Raw genomic sequence first — 14824 nt, forward strand, 5'->3', positions numbered from 1 at the left:
GATGTTCGGCTGGCTGAAGGAGAGTCGCAGGATCGGCACTCGCTACGACAAGCTGGCAAAAAGTTTCGCGGCGATGGTCACGCTCGCTTGCACGCTGCGCTGTCTGCGCCAGTATTTTTCGTACAGAGCCTAGAGCCTGTTCAAAATCTCGCGAGCTAGAGCCAAACAAGGCGAAAATGGCTGAGGAAGCGGAGTTTACGAGTGGTAAATGAGCATTCCGACCGGGCTGGCGACCCAGGCCATTTTCAACGCCGTTTGGCCGACGTGCAGCAGATTTTGAACAGGCTCTTAGATATGGATTGGCGTTAGCCGTCCGGACGCAACGCTCGGGCGAGCAGGCGTTGGCATAGCGGGTGATCGGGGCGCTCGGCGCGAAACAACGTCCGATAGACCAGCGGGGCGACCAGGCCGTCCAGCAGGCTTTCGAGGGTTGGCGGCGACTCGCCCCGCGCCTGGGCACGTTCGAGCATGAGTTCCAGGCGCTCCCGGGTCGGCTCGGTGCAGCGTACCGCGCAGCCGGGGTCGGTGGCGGCCAGGGCATCCCGGAGCATGGCCTGGCCAGGCGTGGAGGCCAGGTCGTCGACATAGTCTTCGAGCCAGCGTTCGAGATCGCCTCTCAGGCTGCCCGTGTCCTCCGGCGGCTGATCCGGGCGCAGGCGTTGCAGTTCGACGTCGGCCAGCAGGCTGGGCAGATTGCCCCAGCGACGATAGAGGGTGGACGGGGTAACGCCGGCGCGGGCGGCGATCAGCGGCACCGTCAGGGACTCCCGCGGCTGTTCCTGCAGCAAGACCAGGACGGCCTCGTGGATGGCTTGCTGGACCCGGGCACTGCGGCCGCCGGGACGAGATTGCTTGGTGGTCATGCCGACAGAATACCTGCGCCTTAACGCAAGCGCATTGCTTTTGCCGTGAAAAGGGCTCAGGCTCTAAAGCAATTTATTAGCTTTAGGGTTTGACCATGACGTTCTTGCCCGCTGCTCCCGGCACCCGCCTGACCCTGCTTGGAATGGTGCTCCTCACCTTCCTGGCCGCCTCCAGCGCGCCGACGCCACTGTACGCCAGCTACCAGCTGGCCTGGGGCTTTTCCACCTTCTGGCTGACCCTGGTGTTCGCGGTCTATGCCCTGGCCCTGCTGGCCGCCTTGCTGGTGGGCGGGCGGCTATCCGATCACCTGGGGCGCCGCCCGGTGATCCTGGGGGCCCTGCTGCTGGAGATCCTCGCCATGCTGCTGTTCCACCAGGCCGAGGGGCTGGCGGACCTGGTGCTCGCCCGGACGTTGCAGGGCCTGGCGACCGGCATCGCCACCAGCGCCCTGGGCGCGGCGCTGCTCGACGTGGATGCCGAGCGTGGTCCCTGGCTGAACAGCCTGACGCCGCTGCTCGGCATGGCGGCCGGCGCCCTGGGTTGTGGGCTGCTGGTGGAGTTCGCACCGGCGCCGTTGCAACTGGTCTATCGGCTGTTCCTGCTGCTCTTCGTGCTGCAGGGCCTGGCGTTGCTGCGCCTGCCCGACAGCGTGCCGCGTCGGCCGGGCCTGCTCGCCGCCTTGCGTCCCCAACTGGCAGTGCCGCTCCAGGCCCGCGCCATGCTGTGGCGGGTATTGCCGCTGGAGCTGGCGGTCTGGGCAGTGGGCGGCTTCTATCTGTCGCTGATGCCGGGGCTGGTCAAGGCGGCGACCGGTACGACGTCGATCCTGGTCGGCGGGGTGGTGGTGGCCGGCCTCACGCTCACCGGCGCGGCCTGTCTGCATGGCCTGCGCCACTGGCCGGCCGCGCGCCTGCTGCGCCTGGGAGCGAGTACCCTGGTGGCCGGGCCGGCAGTGCTCTGGTTGGCGGTAGCCAGCGGCCAGCTGGGGCTCTTCGCCCTGGGCACCCTGGTGACCGGCGTCGGCTTCGGCAGCGGTTTTCTCGGCGCCACCCGCAGTCTGCTGCCGCTGGCGGAGCCGGCCCAGCGCGCCGGCCTGCTGGCGGCCTTCTATGTCCTCAGCTACCTGGCGTTCTGCCTGCCCGCCCTGGCGGTGAGCAGCCTGGTGCCCCGGCTGGGCCTGACCGGCGCCGCCGAGTTGTACCTGTCCGGCGTGATCCTGCTGGCGGTGCTGGGGGTGCGCAACAGCCTGCCGCGCGCCAGCGTGCAGCCGGGTTAGAGCAGGATATCGGCTGGACCGGAAAGGGCCCGCTCGACGGGGGTGCCGGTGGCGCGCTCCTCGTTGGAAAAGCCGTCGTAAGCGCTCAACGAGCCGAAGTCGATGCCGGTCAGTTGCTCGATGTGCAGCACGCTGCACTGGTAGGTGCGCAACCGGCCGAAGGCGATGGACAGTTCGTCCAGCTCGCGGCGTTGGTCGATGAGGTAGGCGCTGGCGGAGGGTTTGCCATCGTCGCCGAGAAAGGCCACCACCTTCCAGAAGGCCTCGGGAATCCGGGCGTCGCGATAGGGGCGATCATCGGCGCGCAGCACCGGGCCGCTGAAGACGCTGACCCGCGCCTGCCAGCGCCGGGTGTTGGCGAGGATGTAGTCCTCCAGCTCCAGCCAGGTCTTCTGGTTGAAGGCGGCCATCTGCGGCGCGCAGTTGGTGAAATGGAAGGTGTCTTCGTTGGCCCGGGTGGCCGCGGCTCCCCAGTTGGGGTCCTGGCGCCGCACCAGGTGGCCACGGTCGAGCAGGTTGTCAGCATAGAGCGCCTCGCCGAGTTGGGCCTCCAGCGGCACCCGGCCATCGTAGGCCCAGGTGTCACGGCTGCGTGGCACCTCGACGGGCTGGTTGCCGTCGATATTGACCCCGACCCAGAGCGCCATCCGCCGGCTGGCCGATAGGGTGACCGAGAAATGGGTGTAGTCCAGCCGGTCGCCGGAGTCGGGCAGGGGGTATACATCGCTGGCCAAGGCTGCGCTCGGCCGCGGCCAGGGCACTGGGAAATCGCCGAGAAAAGCGGCCTGGTAACCCTGGCGATCCGCCAGGCTGGCGGCCGGGGTGACCCGCGGTTCGGCCGCGCGCAGGCCGGTGGGCTCCGGGAGCAGGGGGCGCAGGTCGGCGAGGCGCGGGCGGTAAGCGAGATCGATGGTGGTCATGGCAGGCCTCGGGAGAATGGGTAAAGGCTAGCGCAGCAGATCGGTATTACCAGGGCATGACAGGCCCGGCTGGCGTGGCAAAGGGTGAACTCGGTCGTCCTACGGCGGTCTCCACCCCGTTATCCACCCGCTATCGAGACGCCCATGAATCGCCTGTCACTGTCTTCACTTCGTCCCCTTCGCCACCGGGCCTGGCTGCTGGGCGTGCCCGGCCTGTTGCTCACCGGCGCGGCCCTGGCCAGCCAGCAGTCCGACGCCAAGGGCTTCGTCGAGGACAGCGAACTCACCCTGCTGCTGCGCAACTACTACTACCTGCGCCAGAACGAAGGCGACGGCCATGGCGCCGAGCCGCGCAACAGCCGCGATCCGCGCAGCTGGACCCAGGCCTTCCTGCTCAACTACACCTCGGGCTTCACCCAGGGCACCGTCGGCGTCGGGGTGGACGCCTTCGGCTACCTGGGCCTCAAGCTGGATGGCGGCGATGGTCACGCCAATACGCCCAACCTGCCGGTGGATGGCGATGGCAGCCAGCGTGATGAATTCAGCCGGGGCGGGGCGGCGGTCAAGCTGCGGATCTCCAACACCGTGCTCAAGTACGGTGACCAGCAGCCGACGGCGCCGGTGCTGGCGGCGGGCGGCAACTGGCTACTGCCCCAAACCGCCCGCGGCTGGAGCCTGGTGAGCCAGGAGGTCGATCAGCTGATGCTCGAGGGCGGCCATTTCACCGCCGGCACGGCGCCACGCATGACCAGCTCGGACGGGGGCATCTACGCGGGCTACGCCGGGGTCGAAGCCTCCTCCGCGAGCTACGCCGGTGGCGTCTACAAGTTCAGCGATCACCTCAGTGCCTCGCTCTACACCGGGCACTTCGAAGATGTCTGGGACCAGTACTACGGCAACCTGAACTACGTGGTGCCCCTGGCCGCCGAACAGAGCCTGACCTTCGACGGCAACCTCTACCGCACCCTGGACGCCGGCAGCGCCAAGGCCGGCAGCATCGACAACACCGCCTGGTCGCTGGCCGCCGCCTTCCAGACCGGCGCCCATACCTTCACCCTGATCCACCAGCGCGTCCATGGTGACGAACCCTTCGACTACGCGGTCTTCGGTGCGCCGGTGCCGGGCTCCTTCGGCGACTCCATCCTGCTCGGCAACTCGATGCAATTCTCCGACTTCAATGGCCCGGGCGAGCGCAGCTGGCAGGCGCGCTACGACCTGGACCTGGAAAGCTACGGCGTTCCCGGCTTGAGCCTGATGGTGCGGCATACCCGCGGCAGCGGCATCGACGGCACCCAGGTGGCCGCCGATTCGGCCTATGCGGGCCTCTATGGCGATGGTGAGAAGGAGCACGAGACCGACCTGGAGGCCAAGTACGTGCTGCAGAGCGGCCCGGCCAAGGACCTCAGCTTCCGCCTGCGCCAGGCCTGGCATTCCGGCAGCCAGAGCACCGGCGGCACCGTGGCCGAGACGCGGCTGATCACCGAGTATCCGTTGAATATCCTTTGAGGCCTGGCTTTGTTGGGCTTCGGCGATGGAGCCGCCTCAGCGCCAGCCTACGAAAGCGGGTGTGCCGCGTAGGGTGGATAACGGCGCAGCCTTATCCACGTCTATGTGCAGTTCATCAGTGGAAAACGCGGCGCGGTGTACCACGCGACGCCCGCCTTGGCATCGCGATACCAGGGAAAAAGCCACTACCCACGCCGGACCCAACCGCCCCCTCTCCCGCGGGGAGAGGGCCGGGGTGAGGGTTACCACACACCAAGACATCGGACTCGCTACGCCCAATCCACGCATCACACCGGAGGTTGGCGCTGAGCACAGCGAAGCCCACCCCCCTCATATCAACCCCCCGCCCGCGACTCCTCCAGCAGCCGCTCGATCTCCCCATGCAACCGCTCGGTGGCCCCCGCACGGTCGATCCACCATTCGGTGGACCAGACGCGCAGCAGCGTCCAGCCCAGGCCCTGGAGGATGGCGCTGCGGGTCTTGTCGCGGTCGCGGGCGGTGGCGGCGCTGTGGTAGGTGGCGCCGTCGCATTCGATGCCCACCAGATAGTCGCCCGGCCGGTCGGGATGGACGATGCCCAGGTCGATGCGGAAGCGCGAGACGCCGATCTGCGGTACCACCTGCCAGCCCTTGGCTCGTAGCGCCTGGGCCACGGCTTCCTCGAAGGGCGAATCGTGGCCACCCAGCGACCCCTTGACCGCCGCGGCCAGGGCCTGGGGACCGCGCTGGGCGAATTCTAGGAACAGCTTGAGATCGCGTACCGCGCGGGCATTGGTGCGATTGAGGTCGATCAGCCCCGGATCGAAGGAGGAGAACACCAGCATCTCTCGCCGCGCCCGGGTCACGGCGACATTGAGGCGGCGCCAGCCACCGTCCTTGTTCAACGGACCGAAGTTCATCGACATCGTATTGGCGCCGGGCTCGGTGGGACCGAAGCCGATGCCGAGCATGATCAGGTCGCGCTCGTCGCCCTGGACCGTTTCCAGGTTCTTCACCACCACCGGCTCGGCCAGGTCTTCGGCGAAGTGCGCCTCGATCTCCGGGTGCTGCTGGCGCGCGCGGTCGAGCAGGTCGGTGACCAGCCGCTGCTGTTCGCTGTTGAGGGTGATGATGCCCAGGCTGAGGCCGGCAAAGGCCGGATCGAGCAGGCGCTTGACCGCCTCGGCGACCATGGCTTGGGCCTCCAGGGCATTGTGCCGCCCCTTGCCCTTGGCGTAGACGCCGTCGACCCGCCGCCATTCCACCGCGCTCGGACGGATCTCCGGCGCGGGGAAGGTGATGAGCTTGCCGTCATAGTAGTGGTGGTTGGAAAAGGCGATCAGGCTCTCGTGGCGACTGCGGTAATGCCAGTTGAGACTGTGGCTGTAGATGCCGGCGCCCAGGCATTCGTCGAGGATGCTTTCCAGGTCCTCGGCGGTGTCGTCCTCGCCGGCGGCACGATCGAAGAAGCGGGTCGGCGGCATCTGCCGGGGATCGCCGGCGATCACCACCTGTACGCCGCGGGCGATGGCGCCCACCGCGTCCCAGGGGGCGATCTGCGAGGCTTCGTCGAAGATCACCAGGTCGAACAGGCCGCCGTCCGGGGGCAGGTACTGGGCGATGGACAGCGGACTCATCAGCATGCAGGGCGCCAGCCGCGCCAGGGCGTCGCCCATTTCCAGGGCCAACTGGCGCAGCGGCTTGTGTCGGCGTTGCTTCTGCAGTTCGTGCTTGAGTACGGCGAAGCCGCCACCCTGGCGCGCCGCGTCGTTCTTCGGCGGCAGCTCGCCACAGAGCCGGGCGCGGATATGGCGCACGGCGAGCTGCTGCAGGCGGTCGTCCAGCCGGCGATAGGCCTGGATATCGCTCTCGTGCTCGGCCGGGACGAAGTCGCGCAGCAGCGGCTCGGCGTCCAGCGCGGTGGCGGCGAACCAGCGGGCATAGGCGGTCTCGAACAGGGCTGCCAGGTCCTCGGCCGGGGCGGTCGTGGCGCGCGTGATCAGAGTTGCCAGACCGAGGGCGTCGGCTTCCTCGCGGACCCGCTGCCAGTCGCACCAGGCCTTGAGGCGGCCCGGCTGACGCAGCAGCGCGGCAGCGGTACGCACCAGCTCGGCGGCGGCGGTGTCACTGGCCAATCCCGCCTGCGCGGCGAATGCCTGGCGGGCGGCTTCGGCCGCGTCGAGGGCCTCGGCGAAGGCACCGCTGGCCGGGGCCAGGGTGGTGTCCACCGGCTGGTCCTCGGGATGCTGCAACCGGCGCGCTGCCGCCTGGCGCAGGGCCAGCAGTTGTTCCGGGGTTTCCGCCAGGGTCGGCAGCGCCGCGCTCAGCTTCTCCGCCAGGGCGCGGCGGGCGAGCAGGGCGTCGAGGTCGCTGCTGACGCCCTGCCAGCCGGTGATGCTGCCAAGGGTGGGCGCCAGATCGTCCAGCTCGGTGAGCAGGGTGCGCTGGCGGCGCAGCCGCGGCAGGTCGGCGGCCACATCGGGTTGGCCCTGGGTTTCGCCCTGGCGGGCGAGATCCTGGGTGACCTGGCGCTGGGCACGGCTGGCAAAGATCCAGAAGCGCTGCCCGGCGGCGTCCCAGGCGGTTTCCAGCTGGGTCAGGGCGACGCGGCGACAGGCTTCGGCAGCATAGGGCACCGACAGCTCGCGCTCCAGCGTCTGGTATTCGCGCAGCAACTCCAGGGCGCGCCCCAGCTGCCGCTGGCGCTCGGCGGCGCCAGGCCCGAAGGCGAAGGCCAGGTCCTGGCCGGCGGCGCTCTGCAGCAGCTCGGTGAACTCCAGCAGGCGCCGGGGCGTGACCTGGTCGGCCAGCGGCAGGCCGAGGACGTCGCGCAGGCGTTGCCGCGCCTGCTGCAAGGCGTGTTGGGTGTCGCGCAGCCGTTCGGCGGCGCTGACCAGGGCATCCTGCCAGGCGTTGGACCAGGGATGGGCTGGCAGGAGGGCGAAATCGACCGCCAGGCTGCGGCCGGTCTCGGCGTGCAGGGCCAGGCGCCGCACGGCGTTGCGCAGCTCGGCCAGGCCCTCGGCGTCATGGGCGTCGGCGTTGGACCAGGCGAGGCGCGGGGTATCAGGGGCGGCGTCGCGCAGGACCCGGCCGATGCTCTGCTGCAGGGTCAGGCCGTTGGGCCAACGTCGGTGCAGGCGCTCCACCACGGCATTGAGGCGATCGCGCAGGCGTTCCACCTCGGCGGCCTCGGCCAGCCATTCCTCTTCGTCGAGGCCATAGCGGGTATCCCAGGCCCGCTCCAGCTGCTTGAGCACCTCGGCCTTGGAGGCCTTGCTCGAATGCAGTTCCAGGCAGAACTCGCCAAGGCCCTGGGCTTCCAGGCGGCGATACACCACGTCCAGGGCGGCGCGCTTCTCGGCGACGAACAGGACCCGCCGACCGAGCGCCAGGTTGTGGGCGATCATGTTGGCGATGGTCTGGGACTTGCCGGTGCCGGGCGGGCCGTCGAGGACGAAATCCTGGCCACCGGCCGAGGCCAGCACCGCCGCCAGTTGCGAGGAATCCGCCGGCAACGGGGTGAAGAGTTCGGCCGGGGTGACCTGGCGATCCAGCTCGCGCTCACGGGGAAAGCCGCCGCCGCTCAGGTAGGCGCCGGATTCCGTGGTGCGCTCCAGCAGGTGGCGCACCAACGGGCTTTCCAGGAGCTGGTCGCTGCGCTCGGTGAGGTCCTTCCACATCAGGTACTTGGCGAAGGAAAACTGGCCCAGCAGCAATTCGCTGCTGACCTCGAAGCCGGGCAGGTCGCGTACCGCACGGCGGACCTTGGTCCAGATGCCGTCCACGTCGATGCCGTTGCCATCGCCGGGCAGCGGGCCGTCGAGACCGGGGATGTCCAGGTCGAAGTCGTGGCGCAGGAGCTCCAGCAGGGTCAGGTTGAAGCGCGGCTCGTCCTCGAACAGGTGCAGGGTAATGCCGCTGGCGGCGCTCTGCCGTTCCAGGCGCACCGGCAGCAGGATCAGCGGCGCGCGGTAGTGCTTGGGATCGTCAGCGGCCTTTTTCCAGCGCAGGAAGCCCAGCGCCAGGTAGAGGGTGTTGGCGCCGCCCTCGTCGAGATCGCTGCGGGCGCGGCGATAGAGTTCCACCAGCGCCGCGTCCAGTTTGGTCGCATCCAGGGGGGCGACCACCTCGCCGCGGGCCAGGGCGCCGCGGGCGTATTCGTCGTCGAGATTCACGCGTTCGCGGGCCTCGTGCAGCACGGCGTCGCGGCCGCTCACCGCCAGGTCCGGCAGCGGCACCAGGCGCAGCGCCCGGCCCTCGGCCAGGCGATCTTCCAGCGCCGCCGGCTCGGGGCAGAGCAGGGGCACGCTGCGGGCGTTGTCCGGCACGTGCAGCAGGCGATTACGGGTGGTGAGGTCGAGCAGCTTGCGCTGCCACAGCGCCAGGCGTCCGACCGGGGTGGTCGGCGCCGCCTCGACGTCCACGTCGAACGCCGGCAACGGCGGGGCTTCTTCCAGGGCCTCGCCCGGCAGCAGCAGACCGTCCGCGTTGCTGGCCGGCTGGCCGGGCACCGCCAGCGGGCGGATGCGTTGCAGGCGGGCACGGCGGACGTCCAGGGCCAGTACGAAGGTCTCGTCGTCCAGCTGGCGCTCGGCCAGTTGCATGGCCTGACTGAAGGACGGCGGCGGCGAAGCGGTGGTCTGGGTGGTCTCGAAGACCAGCAGGTCCTTGAGCGCCACCCGCTTGCGCACCGGCTCGGCGTCGTCGGTGAGCAGCTGGGCGAATTCCTGGGGTTGCAGCCAGACCCCGGCGAAGGCATGGCCGCGGGTGATGACCAGCAGTGGATTGAGGCCGGCCTGTTCCAGCGCCGCGCAGGCGAGCAGGGCGAGATCCAGGCAGGTGGCCAGGCCACCGTCGAGGATGCTGCCCGGCGTGCGGATCTTCTGGCCCTGGCGCTCGAAGCTGGCGGGCGGCACCGCATAGGTCAGCTGCAGACCACACAGCGCCGACCAGAGCGCCGAGCCCAGTTCCCAGACGCGCCGCCGCGAGCCGCTCTCGTACCCGTCCAGCGCCGTGGACTTGCCGGCGCGGCGCAAGACCTCGGCGGCCGCGCCCAGCAGGAGCTCCACCGCCGGATCGTTGGGCATGACGAAGGCCGCGGCCAGCTCGGGCATGCTGTCCACGCCGCCCCACTGGTTGCGCGCCAGCAGCTCGACCAGATAGCGCCGTGTCTGCAGGATCGTCTCGCCCTGGCGCACCGTGAAGGTCAGCTGGGCGACCAGGCTCTCCTGCAGGCTGCCGAGCAGCACGGCGTCGAACTCGAGGTCGCGATCATCGAGATGGAGGGTGCCCTGGGGATCGAGGCGCTCCAGGTGCCAGGTGCGCGGGACCACGAAGGCCGGCTCGGCGGTGACCGTCAGGCTGAGATCGGCCAGGGGGACAGGGCCACTGTGGGTGAGGCGCAATTCACGCAGCACGGGCACCGCGTTCTGGTGCGCCGCGAAGCCGATCTTGCCGGCCAGCACCAGTTCGACATCCACGCTCATCGCCTACCACCCTTGCTTATTGCCTAAGGTAGATGAATGTACAGTAGTGGGCGGGTCGATGCAGCCCATAGCCCGCCTGGGCAAGCGGAAAAAGTCCTTTGGTGACGGGTGGTTGCGTGGTTTGAGGGGTAGGTCGCGGTTCAGCTTGCCGGATGCGGGAAGACCAGGCTGAAATGGATGCCCCGCGCGTCCTGCTCGACCTCGGCACGACCGCCGTGCAGGCGCATGATGGCCGCGACGATGGCCAGGCCCAGGCCATTGGAATCATGGGGTTGATGGCGGGACGGATCGGCGCGGTAGAAGCGGTCGAACAGCCGTTGCAGGTGCGCCGGTGCCAGGGCGGGCCCAGTGTTGCTGACGCTTATCCGGCCGCCGTCCGCCTGCAGGCGAATCTCGCCATCCGGTTCGGCGTAGCGAATGGCGTTGGCCACCAGGTTGCTCAGGGCGCGGCGCAGCATCAGCGGATCGGCGACCACCTGGCCGTCACCGGCCACCACCAGGCGTAGGCCGCGCTCGTCGGCCGGGCCTTCGAAATAGTCGGCGATGCGCGCCAGCTCTTCGTCCAGCTGCAACGGCTGCGGGGTCAGCACCGCCTGGGCGTCGTCGGCGCGGGCGAGGAAGAGGATGCTTTCCACCAGCCGCGAGATTCGCTCCAGCTCCTCCAGGTTGGACGCCAGCAGCGTCTGGTAGTCCTCGGCGCTGCGTACCTGGCGCAGGGCCACCTCGGTATGGCCCATGAGGGCATTGATCGGGGTGCGGATCTCGTGGGCGAGGTCGGCGGAAAACTGCACCAGCCGGCCATAGCCGTCGGCCAGGCGCGCCAGCATGGCGTTGTAGTTCTCCACCAGGGGTTGCAACTCGCGCGGGGCATCGGCCAGCTCCAGGGGCGCGGCCAGCCGGGTCGGGGTGATGCCACCGGCATGGCGGGCGATGCGCCGCAGGGGTGCCAGCCCGCGCCGCAGCAGCAGATAGCCGAGCCCGGCGGTGGCGAGGAAGGCCAGGGTCACGGCGCCGAGCAGGCCCAGACGGAAATCGGCCAGGGTGGTGTCCTCGCTGCGCAGCACATGGGCAGCGGTCAGTTCCACCGGACCTTCGGCGGTATTCACCGCGACCCGGGCCGCACGCCAGCGGGTGCCGTCGGCCAGGGTGCCTTCGCGCAGATCGGCCCGCGTCGGTCGCCGCGTCTGGGGTACCACGACCAGCTCGGGGAGGGCGATCTGCAGCGGATTGGAGGCGATCACCGGCTTGGCGCCGGGCGTGCCGATGAGAAAGACATCCTGCTCGTTGCCCAGCATGTTGGCGAACAGCTGCGGACTGTGACCGAGGGTCTCCAGCGACAGGTCGGTACTGAGCAGGCTGCGAAAATGCGCCAGGCGTCCGAGCAGGGCGTAGTCGGCGCGCTCCAGCACGGTACGTTCCAGGCTGTGGTAGAGGAAGGCCCCCGCGCCGCCCACGGCGAGCAGCGCCACCAGGGCGAAACCCAGGGTGGCGCGCAGGATCAGCGAGGGTGACCGCGCGCTCAAGGCCGCACCTCGCAGACGTAGCCGATGCCGCGCACGGTATGGATCAGCTTGACCGGGTAGGGGTTGTCGACCTTGGCGCGCAGCCGCTTGATGGCCACGTCCACCACATTGGTGTCGCTGTCGAAATTCATGTCCCAGACCTCGGCGGCGATCAGGGTGCGCGACAGCACCTCACCCTCGCGGCGCAGCAGCAGGTGCAGCAGGGCGAATTCCTTGTTGGTCAGGGTGATGAGGTCGTCGCCGCGGGTCACCCGCCGCCGCAGGAGGTCGAGCTGCAGATCGGCCAGGTGGAACTGCTCGGGCTCGCGCACCACGCCACGCCGCAGCAGGGTGCGGATGCGCAGCAGCAGCTCGACGAAGGAGAAGGGCTTGACCAGGTAGTCGTCGGCGCCCAGCTCCAGGCCGCGGATACGATCCTGCAGGCCGTCGCGAGCGGTGAGGAAGAGCACCGGCACGTCGAGCTTCTTGCGCAGGACTTCCATGATCTGCCAGCCGTCGATGCCGGGCAGCATCACGTCGAGGATGATCAGGTCGTAACGGCCATCCAGGGCCAGGTGCAGGCCGTCGGCGCCGTGCTGGGTCCAGTCGACCGCGTAGCCGGATTCGCCGAGGCCCTTCTTCAGGTACTCGCCGGTCTTCTGGTCGTCTTCGATGAGGAGAATGTGCATGACGCCATGGTAGGGCTTTGGTTGTCAGACAGGGGTGACATTTTTGTCATCCGCCGGTCATCTTCGCGACCCCCGCCGGGGCGCAAGGTGGCTGGGCGATTACCTACCCCAGGAGGCTTCATGCGTACCCAGACCCTGCTCCGCGGTTCCCTTGCCCTGCTGCTCGCCGGCAGCGCCCTGCTGGCCCAGGCCGCGCCCATGCCCACCGTCAAGCCCATGCGTGGCACGGTGGACAGCGTCCAGGGCGACACCCTGGCCTTCACCACCCGCAATGGTGCCCACCAGACCCTGATGCTGGATGACAAGACCAGCTACCGCGCCGTGTCCAAGGCCAACCTGGATCGCATCGAAGCCAACAGCTTCATCGGCTCCGCCGCCACGCCCCAGCCTGACGGCACCCTCAAGGCGCTGGAAGTGACAGTGTTCGAGGCCAGCCTGCGCGGCTCCGGCGAAGGCCACTACGGTTGGGAAAACGCCGATGGCAGCACCGGTACCATGACCAACGGCACCGTGGGCGAACTCAAGAAGGCCAACGGCCGCACCCTGACCGTGCAGTACAAGGGCGGCGAGAAGCAGCTGGTGGTGCCGGAAGACGTGCCCATCGCCTATGTCGAGAAGGGTGACCGCAGCCTGCTCAAGCCCGGCGCCAAGGTAGTGCTGTTCCCCGCCGAAGACGGCAAGCACGCCAAGGGTGTAGCCGTCGGCAAGGACGGTTTCACCCCGCCCATGTAATGAACTACCCAAAGCCAGCTGCGCGTCGGCCAAACGGCGTTGAAAAGGCCTTCGGAATGCTCATTTACCATTCGTAAACTCGAGCGCGAGTCCGATCCGCTTCCTCAGGGCCTTCCGCCTTGTTTGGCGCTAGCTCGCAAGGCTTTGAATAGTCCATGTAGTTAAGCGGTCGCCGGGCGACCGCGTCCAACTTTCCGTGGAGGGGAACCCCATGACCACCTCGCGACGGCGTCTGGTGCACCGCTGGCCGGTGCGCCTCACCCATTGGCTCAACGCCCTGGCGATGCCCTGCATGTTCATGAGTGGCTGGGCGATCTACAACGCCTCGCCGCTGTTCTCCTTCACCTTTCCCGCCTGGGCGACCCTCGGCGGCTGGCTGGGCGGCGCCATCGCCTGGCACCTGGCGGTGTTCTGGCTGCTGCTGGTGAATGGCCTGATCTATCTGCTCTATGGGCTGTTCAGCGGCCACTTCCGGCGGGATTTCCTGCCGCTGTCGCCGCGGGCCCTCGGCCGGGATTTCATCGCCGCCTTGCGGCTACGCCTCGGGCACCAGTTGGGTACCTACAACGCCGTGCAGCGCCTGCTCTACTGGGGCGTACTGGCGCTCGGGGTGCTGGTGATGCTCTCGGGGCTGGCCATCTGGAAACCCGTACAGTTGCAGGGGTTGGCCGCTCTGCTCGGCGGTTTCGACAACGCCCGCTACGTGCACTTCTTCGCCATGGCCGGCATCGGCGCCTTCGTCGTCGTGCACCTGGCCCTGGTCATCCTGGTCCCCCGCACCCTGCCGCCGATGATCACCGGTCGGGCGCACGAGGAGGTTAACGATGAGTCGGCGTGAACGCCTGCGCCTGGAACCGGCGCAACAGCGGCAGGTGGAAAATCTGCAACGGCGGCTGCTGCTCAAGCAGGGCCTGACCGTGGGTGCCCTGGCGATGCTCAGCGGCTGCAACCTGCAGGACGGCGACAGCGTCGACAAGGTGCTCTGGTCGATGTCGCGCTTCAACGACCGGGTGCAGGCCTGGCTGTTCGGCCGCGAGCGCCTGGCGCCGACCTATGCCGCCAGCCAGATCACCAATCCCTTTCCCTTCAACGCCTTCTATCCCGAATACAACGTCCCGGAAGTCGACCTCAGCGACTATCGCCTGGAGGTCTCCGGCCTGGTCGCCAACAAGCAGGCCTGGACCCTGGAAGACCTGCGCCGCCTACCCCAGCGCGCCGACATCACCCGCTTCATCTGCATCGAAGGCTGGAGCGCCATCGGCCAGTGGGGCGGGGTGCCCCTGCGCACCTTCCTCGAACGCATCGGCGCCGACACCAGCGCCAAGTACGTCGGCTTCAAGTGCGCCGACCGCTATTACTCCAGCATCGACATGGCCTCGGCGCTGCACCCCCAGACCCTGCTGGCGCTGGACTTCGGCCAGGTGGCCCTGCCGCCGGACTACGGCTATCCGCTGCGCCTGCGAGTACCCACCAAGCTTGGCTTCAAGAATCCCAAGCACATCCAGGCGCTGTTCGTGACCAACGACTATCCCGGCGGCTACTGGGAAGACCAGGGCTACAACTGGTTCAGCGGGATCTAGGCGCAACGTCTGCTGCGCGTCGGCCGAACTGCGTTGAAAAGACCCTGGGTCGCCAGCCCGGCCTAGGCGGCCCCGTCGCAATGCTCATTTACCACTCGTAAACCCGAGCGCGGGTCCGATCCGCTTCCTCAGGTCTTTGATTCGCTAGCGCTCACCCTTCGGGCCAGCCTTTGGCTGTTACTCCCGTTGGTCGTCGTGCCTTGTCTGGGTCTAGCTCGCGAGACGTTGACTAAGCTTTCGATGGCGGAACCCCGGCCCAGGGGCATAGTCGAGATACCACCCACCCT

10 protein-coding genes and 1 pseudogene are annotated in these 14824 nt (G+C 68.4%); 6 read left to right on the plus strand and 5 right to left on the minus strand.

Annotated elements, in window-relative coordinates:
* A pseudogene (locus AR540_RS25200) lies at window positions 1-133 on the plus strand (IS5/IS1182 family transposase); the annotation flags it as partial.
* A gap of 172 nt (window positions 134-305) precedes the next feature.
* On the opposite strand, the gene AR540_RS04520 reads toward AR540_RS25200, so the two are convergent.
* Window positions 306-863 (minus strand): TetR/AcrR family transcriptional regulator, encoded by a 558-nt coding sequence (locus AR540_RS04520; RefSeq protein ID WP_059226644.1) that lies wholly within the window; start codon window positions 861-863, stop codon window positions 306-308.
* 95 nt (window positions 864-958) lie between these two features.
* On the opposite strand from AR540_RS04520, the gene AR540_RS04525 reads away from it, so the two are divergent.
* Window positions 959-2140 carry an MFS transporter gene (locus AR540_RS04525; RefSeq protein ID WP_059226645.1) on the plus strand — a complete coding sequence of 394 codons (1182 nt, stop codon included), beginning with the start codon at window positions 959-961 and terminating at the stop codon, window positions 2138-2140.
* On the opposite strand, the gene AR540_RS04530 is transcribed toward AR540_RS04525, so the two are convergent.
* Window positions 2137-3060 carry a DNA/RNA non-specific endonuclease gene (locus AR540_RS04530; RefSeq protein WP_059226646.1) on the minus strand — a complete coding sequence of 308 codons (924 nt, stop codon included), beginning with the start codon at window positions 3058-3060 and terminating at the stop codon, window positions 2137-2139. The two genes, AR540_RS04525 and AR540_RS04530, sit on opposite strands and share 4 nt — an antisense overlap.
* 144 nt (window positions 3061-3204) lie before the next feature.
* Between AR540_RS04530 and AR540_RS04535 the strand changes: the two genes are divergently transcribed.
* On the plus strand, window positions 3205-4566 hold the full coding sequence (locus AR540_RS04535; protein WP_153014165.1) for an OprD family porin: 1362 nt from the start codon (window positions 3205-3207) through the stop codon (window positions 4564-4566).
* A 335-nt stretch (window positions 4567-4901) separates the two neighbouring features.
* Here AR540_RS04535 and AR540_RS04540 read toward each other — a convergent pair whose 3' ends face one another.
* The 3 genes from AR540_RS04540 to AR540_RS04550 all read right to left on the minus strand — a co-directional run bounded on the left by AR540_RS04540 (window position 4902) and on the right by AR540_RS04550 (window position 12225).
* Window positions 4902-10034 carry a DUF4011 domain-containing protein gene (locus tag AR540_RS04540; RefSeq protein WP_059226647.1) on the minus strand — a complete coding sequence of 1711 codons (5133 nt, stop codon included), beginning with the start codon at window positions 10032-10034 and terminating at the stop codon, window positions 4902-4904.
* A gap of 140 nt (window positions 10035-10174) precedes the next feature.
* Window positions 10175-11557 (minus strand): heavy metal sensor histidine kinase, encoded by a 1383-nt coding sequence (locus AR540_RS04545; RefSeq protein WP_059226648.1) that lies wholly within the window; start codon window positions 11555-11557, stop codon window positions 10175-10177.
* Window positions 11554-12225 carry a heavy metal response regulator transcription factor gene (locus AR540_RS04550; protein ID WP_059226649.1) on the minus strand — a complete coding sequence of 224 codons (672 nt, stop codon included), beginning with the start codon at window positions 12223-12225 and terminating at the stop codon, window positions 11554-11556. The genes AR540_RS04545 and AR540_RS04550 overlap by 4 nt, the downstream gene beginning before the upstream one ends.
* 120 nt (window positions 12226-12345) lie before the next feature.
* Between AR540_RS04550 and AR540_RS04555 the strand changes: the two genes are divergently transcribed.
* The 3 genes from AR540_RS04555 (at window position 12346) to AR540_RS04565 (ending at window position 14537) form a co-directional block, all read left to right on the plus strand.
* Complete coding sequence (locus AR540_RS04555) at window positions 12346-12957, plus strand: hypothetical protein (protein ID WP_007160626.1); 612 nt, start codon at window positions 12346-12348, stop codon at window positions 12955-12957.
* A 211-nt stretch (window positions 12958-13168) separates the two neighbouring features.
* Window positions 13169-13795 (plus strand): cytochrome b/b6 domain-containing protein, encoded by a 627-nt coding sequence (locus AR540_RS04560; protein ID WP_059226650.1) that lies wholly within the window; start codon window positions 13169-13171, stop codon window positions 13793-13795.
* The gene (locus AR540_RS04565) at window positions 13782-14537 is read left to right on the plus strand and encodes a molybdopterin-dependent oxidoreductase (protein WP_059226651.1); all 756 of its coding nucleotides are present in this window, start codon (window positions 13782-13784) and stop codon (window positions 14535-14537) included. Before AR540_RS04560 ends, AR540_RS04565 begins: the two co-directional genes overlap by 14 nt.
* Window positions 14538-14824 lie beyond the last annotated feature (287 nt).

It is taken from the genome of Pseudomonas sp. EpS/L25, from assembly GCF_001512295.1.
In the GTDB taxonomy this organism is placed as follows: Bacteria; Pseudomonadota; Gammaproteobacteria; order Pseudomonadales; family Pseudomonadaceae; genus Chryseomonas.

Bases quoted from the DNA above. Each gene is read 5' to 3' on its own strand.
- AR540_RS04555 (WP_007160626.1), top strand. From the start codon at position 12,346: ATGCGTACCCAGACCCTGCTCCGCGGTTCCCTTGCCCTGCTGCTCGCC.
- AR540_RS04530 (WP_059226646.1), bottom strand. From the start codon at position 3,060: ATGACCACCATCGATCTCGCTTACCGCCCGCGCCTCGCCGACCTGCGC.
- AR540_RS04520 (WP_059226644.1), bottom strand. From the start codon at position 863: ATGACCACCAAGCAATCTCGTCCCGGCGGCCGCAGTGCCCGGGTCCAG.
- AR540_RS04535 (WP_153014165.1), top strand. From the start codon at position 3,205: ATGAATCGCCTGTCACTGTCTTCACTTCGTCCCCTTCGCCACCGGGCC.
- AR540_RS04525 (WP_059226645.1), top strand. From the start codon at position 959: ATGACGTTCTTGCCCGCTGCTCCCGGCACCCGCCTGACCCTGCTTGGA.
- AR540_RS04560 (WP_059226650.1), top strand. From the start codon at position 13,169: ATGACCACCTCGCGACGGCGTCTGGTGCACCGCTGGCCGGTGCGCCTC.
- AR540_RS04550 (WP_059226649.1), bottom strand. From the start codon at position 12,225: ATGCACATTCTCCTCATCGAAGACGACCAGAAGACCGGCGAGTACCTG.
- AR540_RS04565 (WP_059226651.1), top strand. From the start codon at position 13,782: ATGAGTCGGCGTGAACGCCTGCGCCTGGAACCGGCGCAACAGCGGCAG.
- AR540_RS04540 (WP_059226647.1), bottom strand. From the start codon at position 10,034: ATGAGCGTGGATGTCGAACTGGTGCTGGCCGGCAAGATCGGCTTCGCG.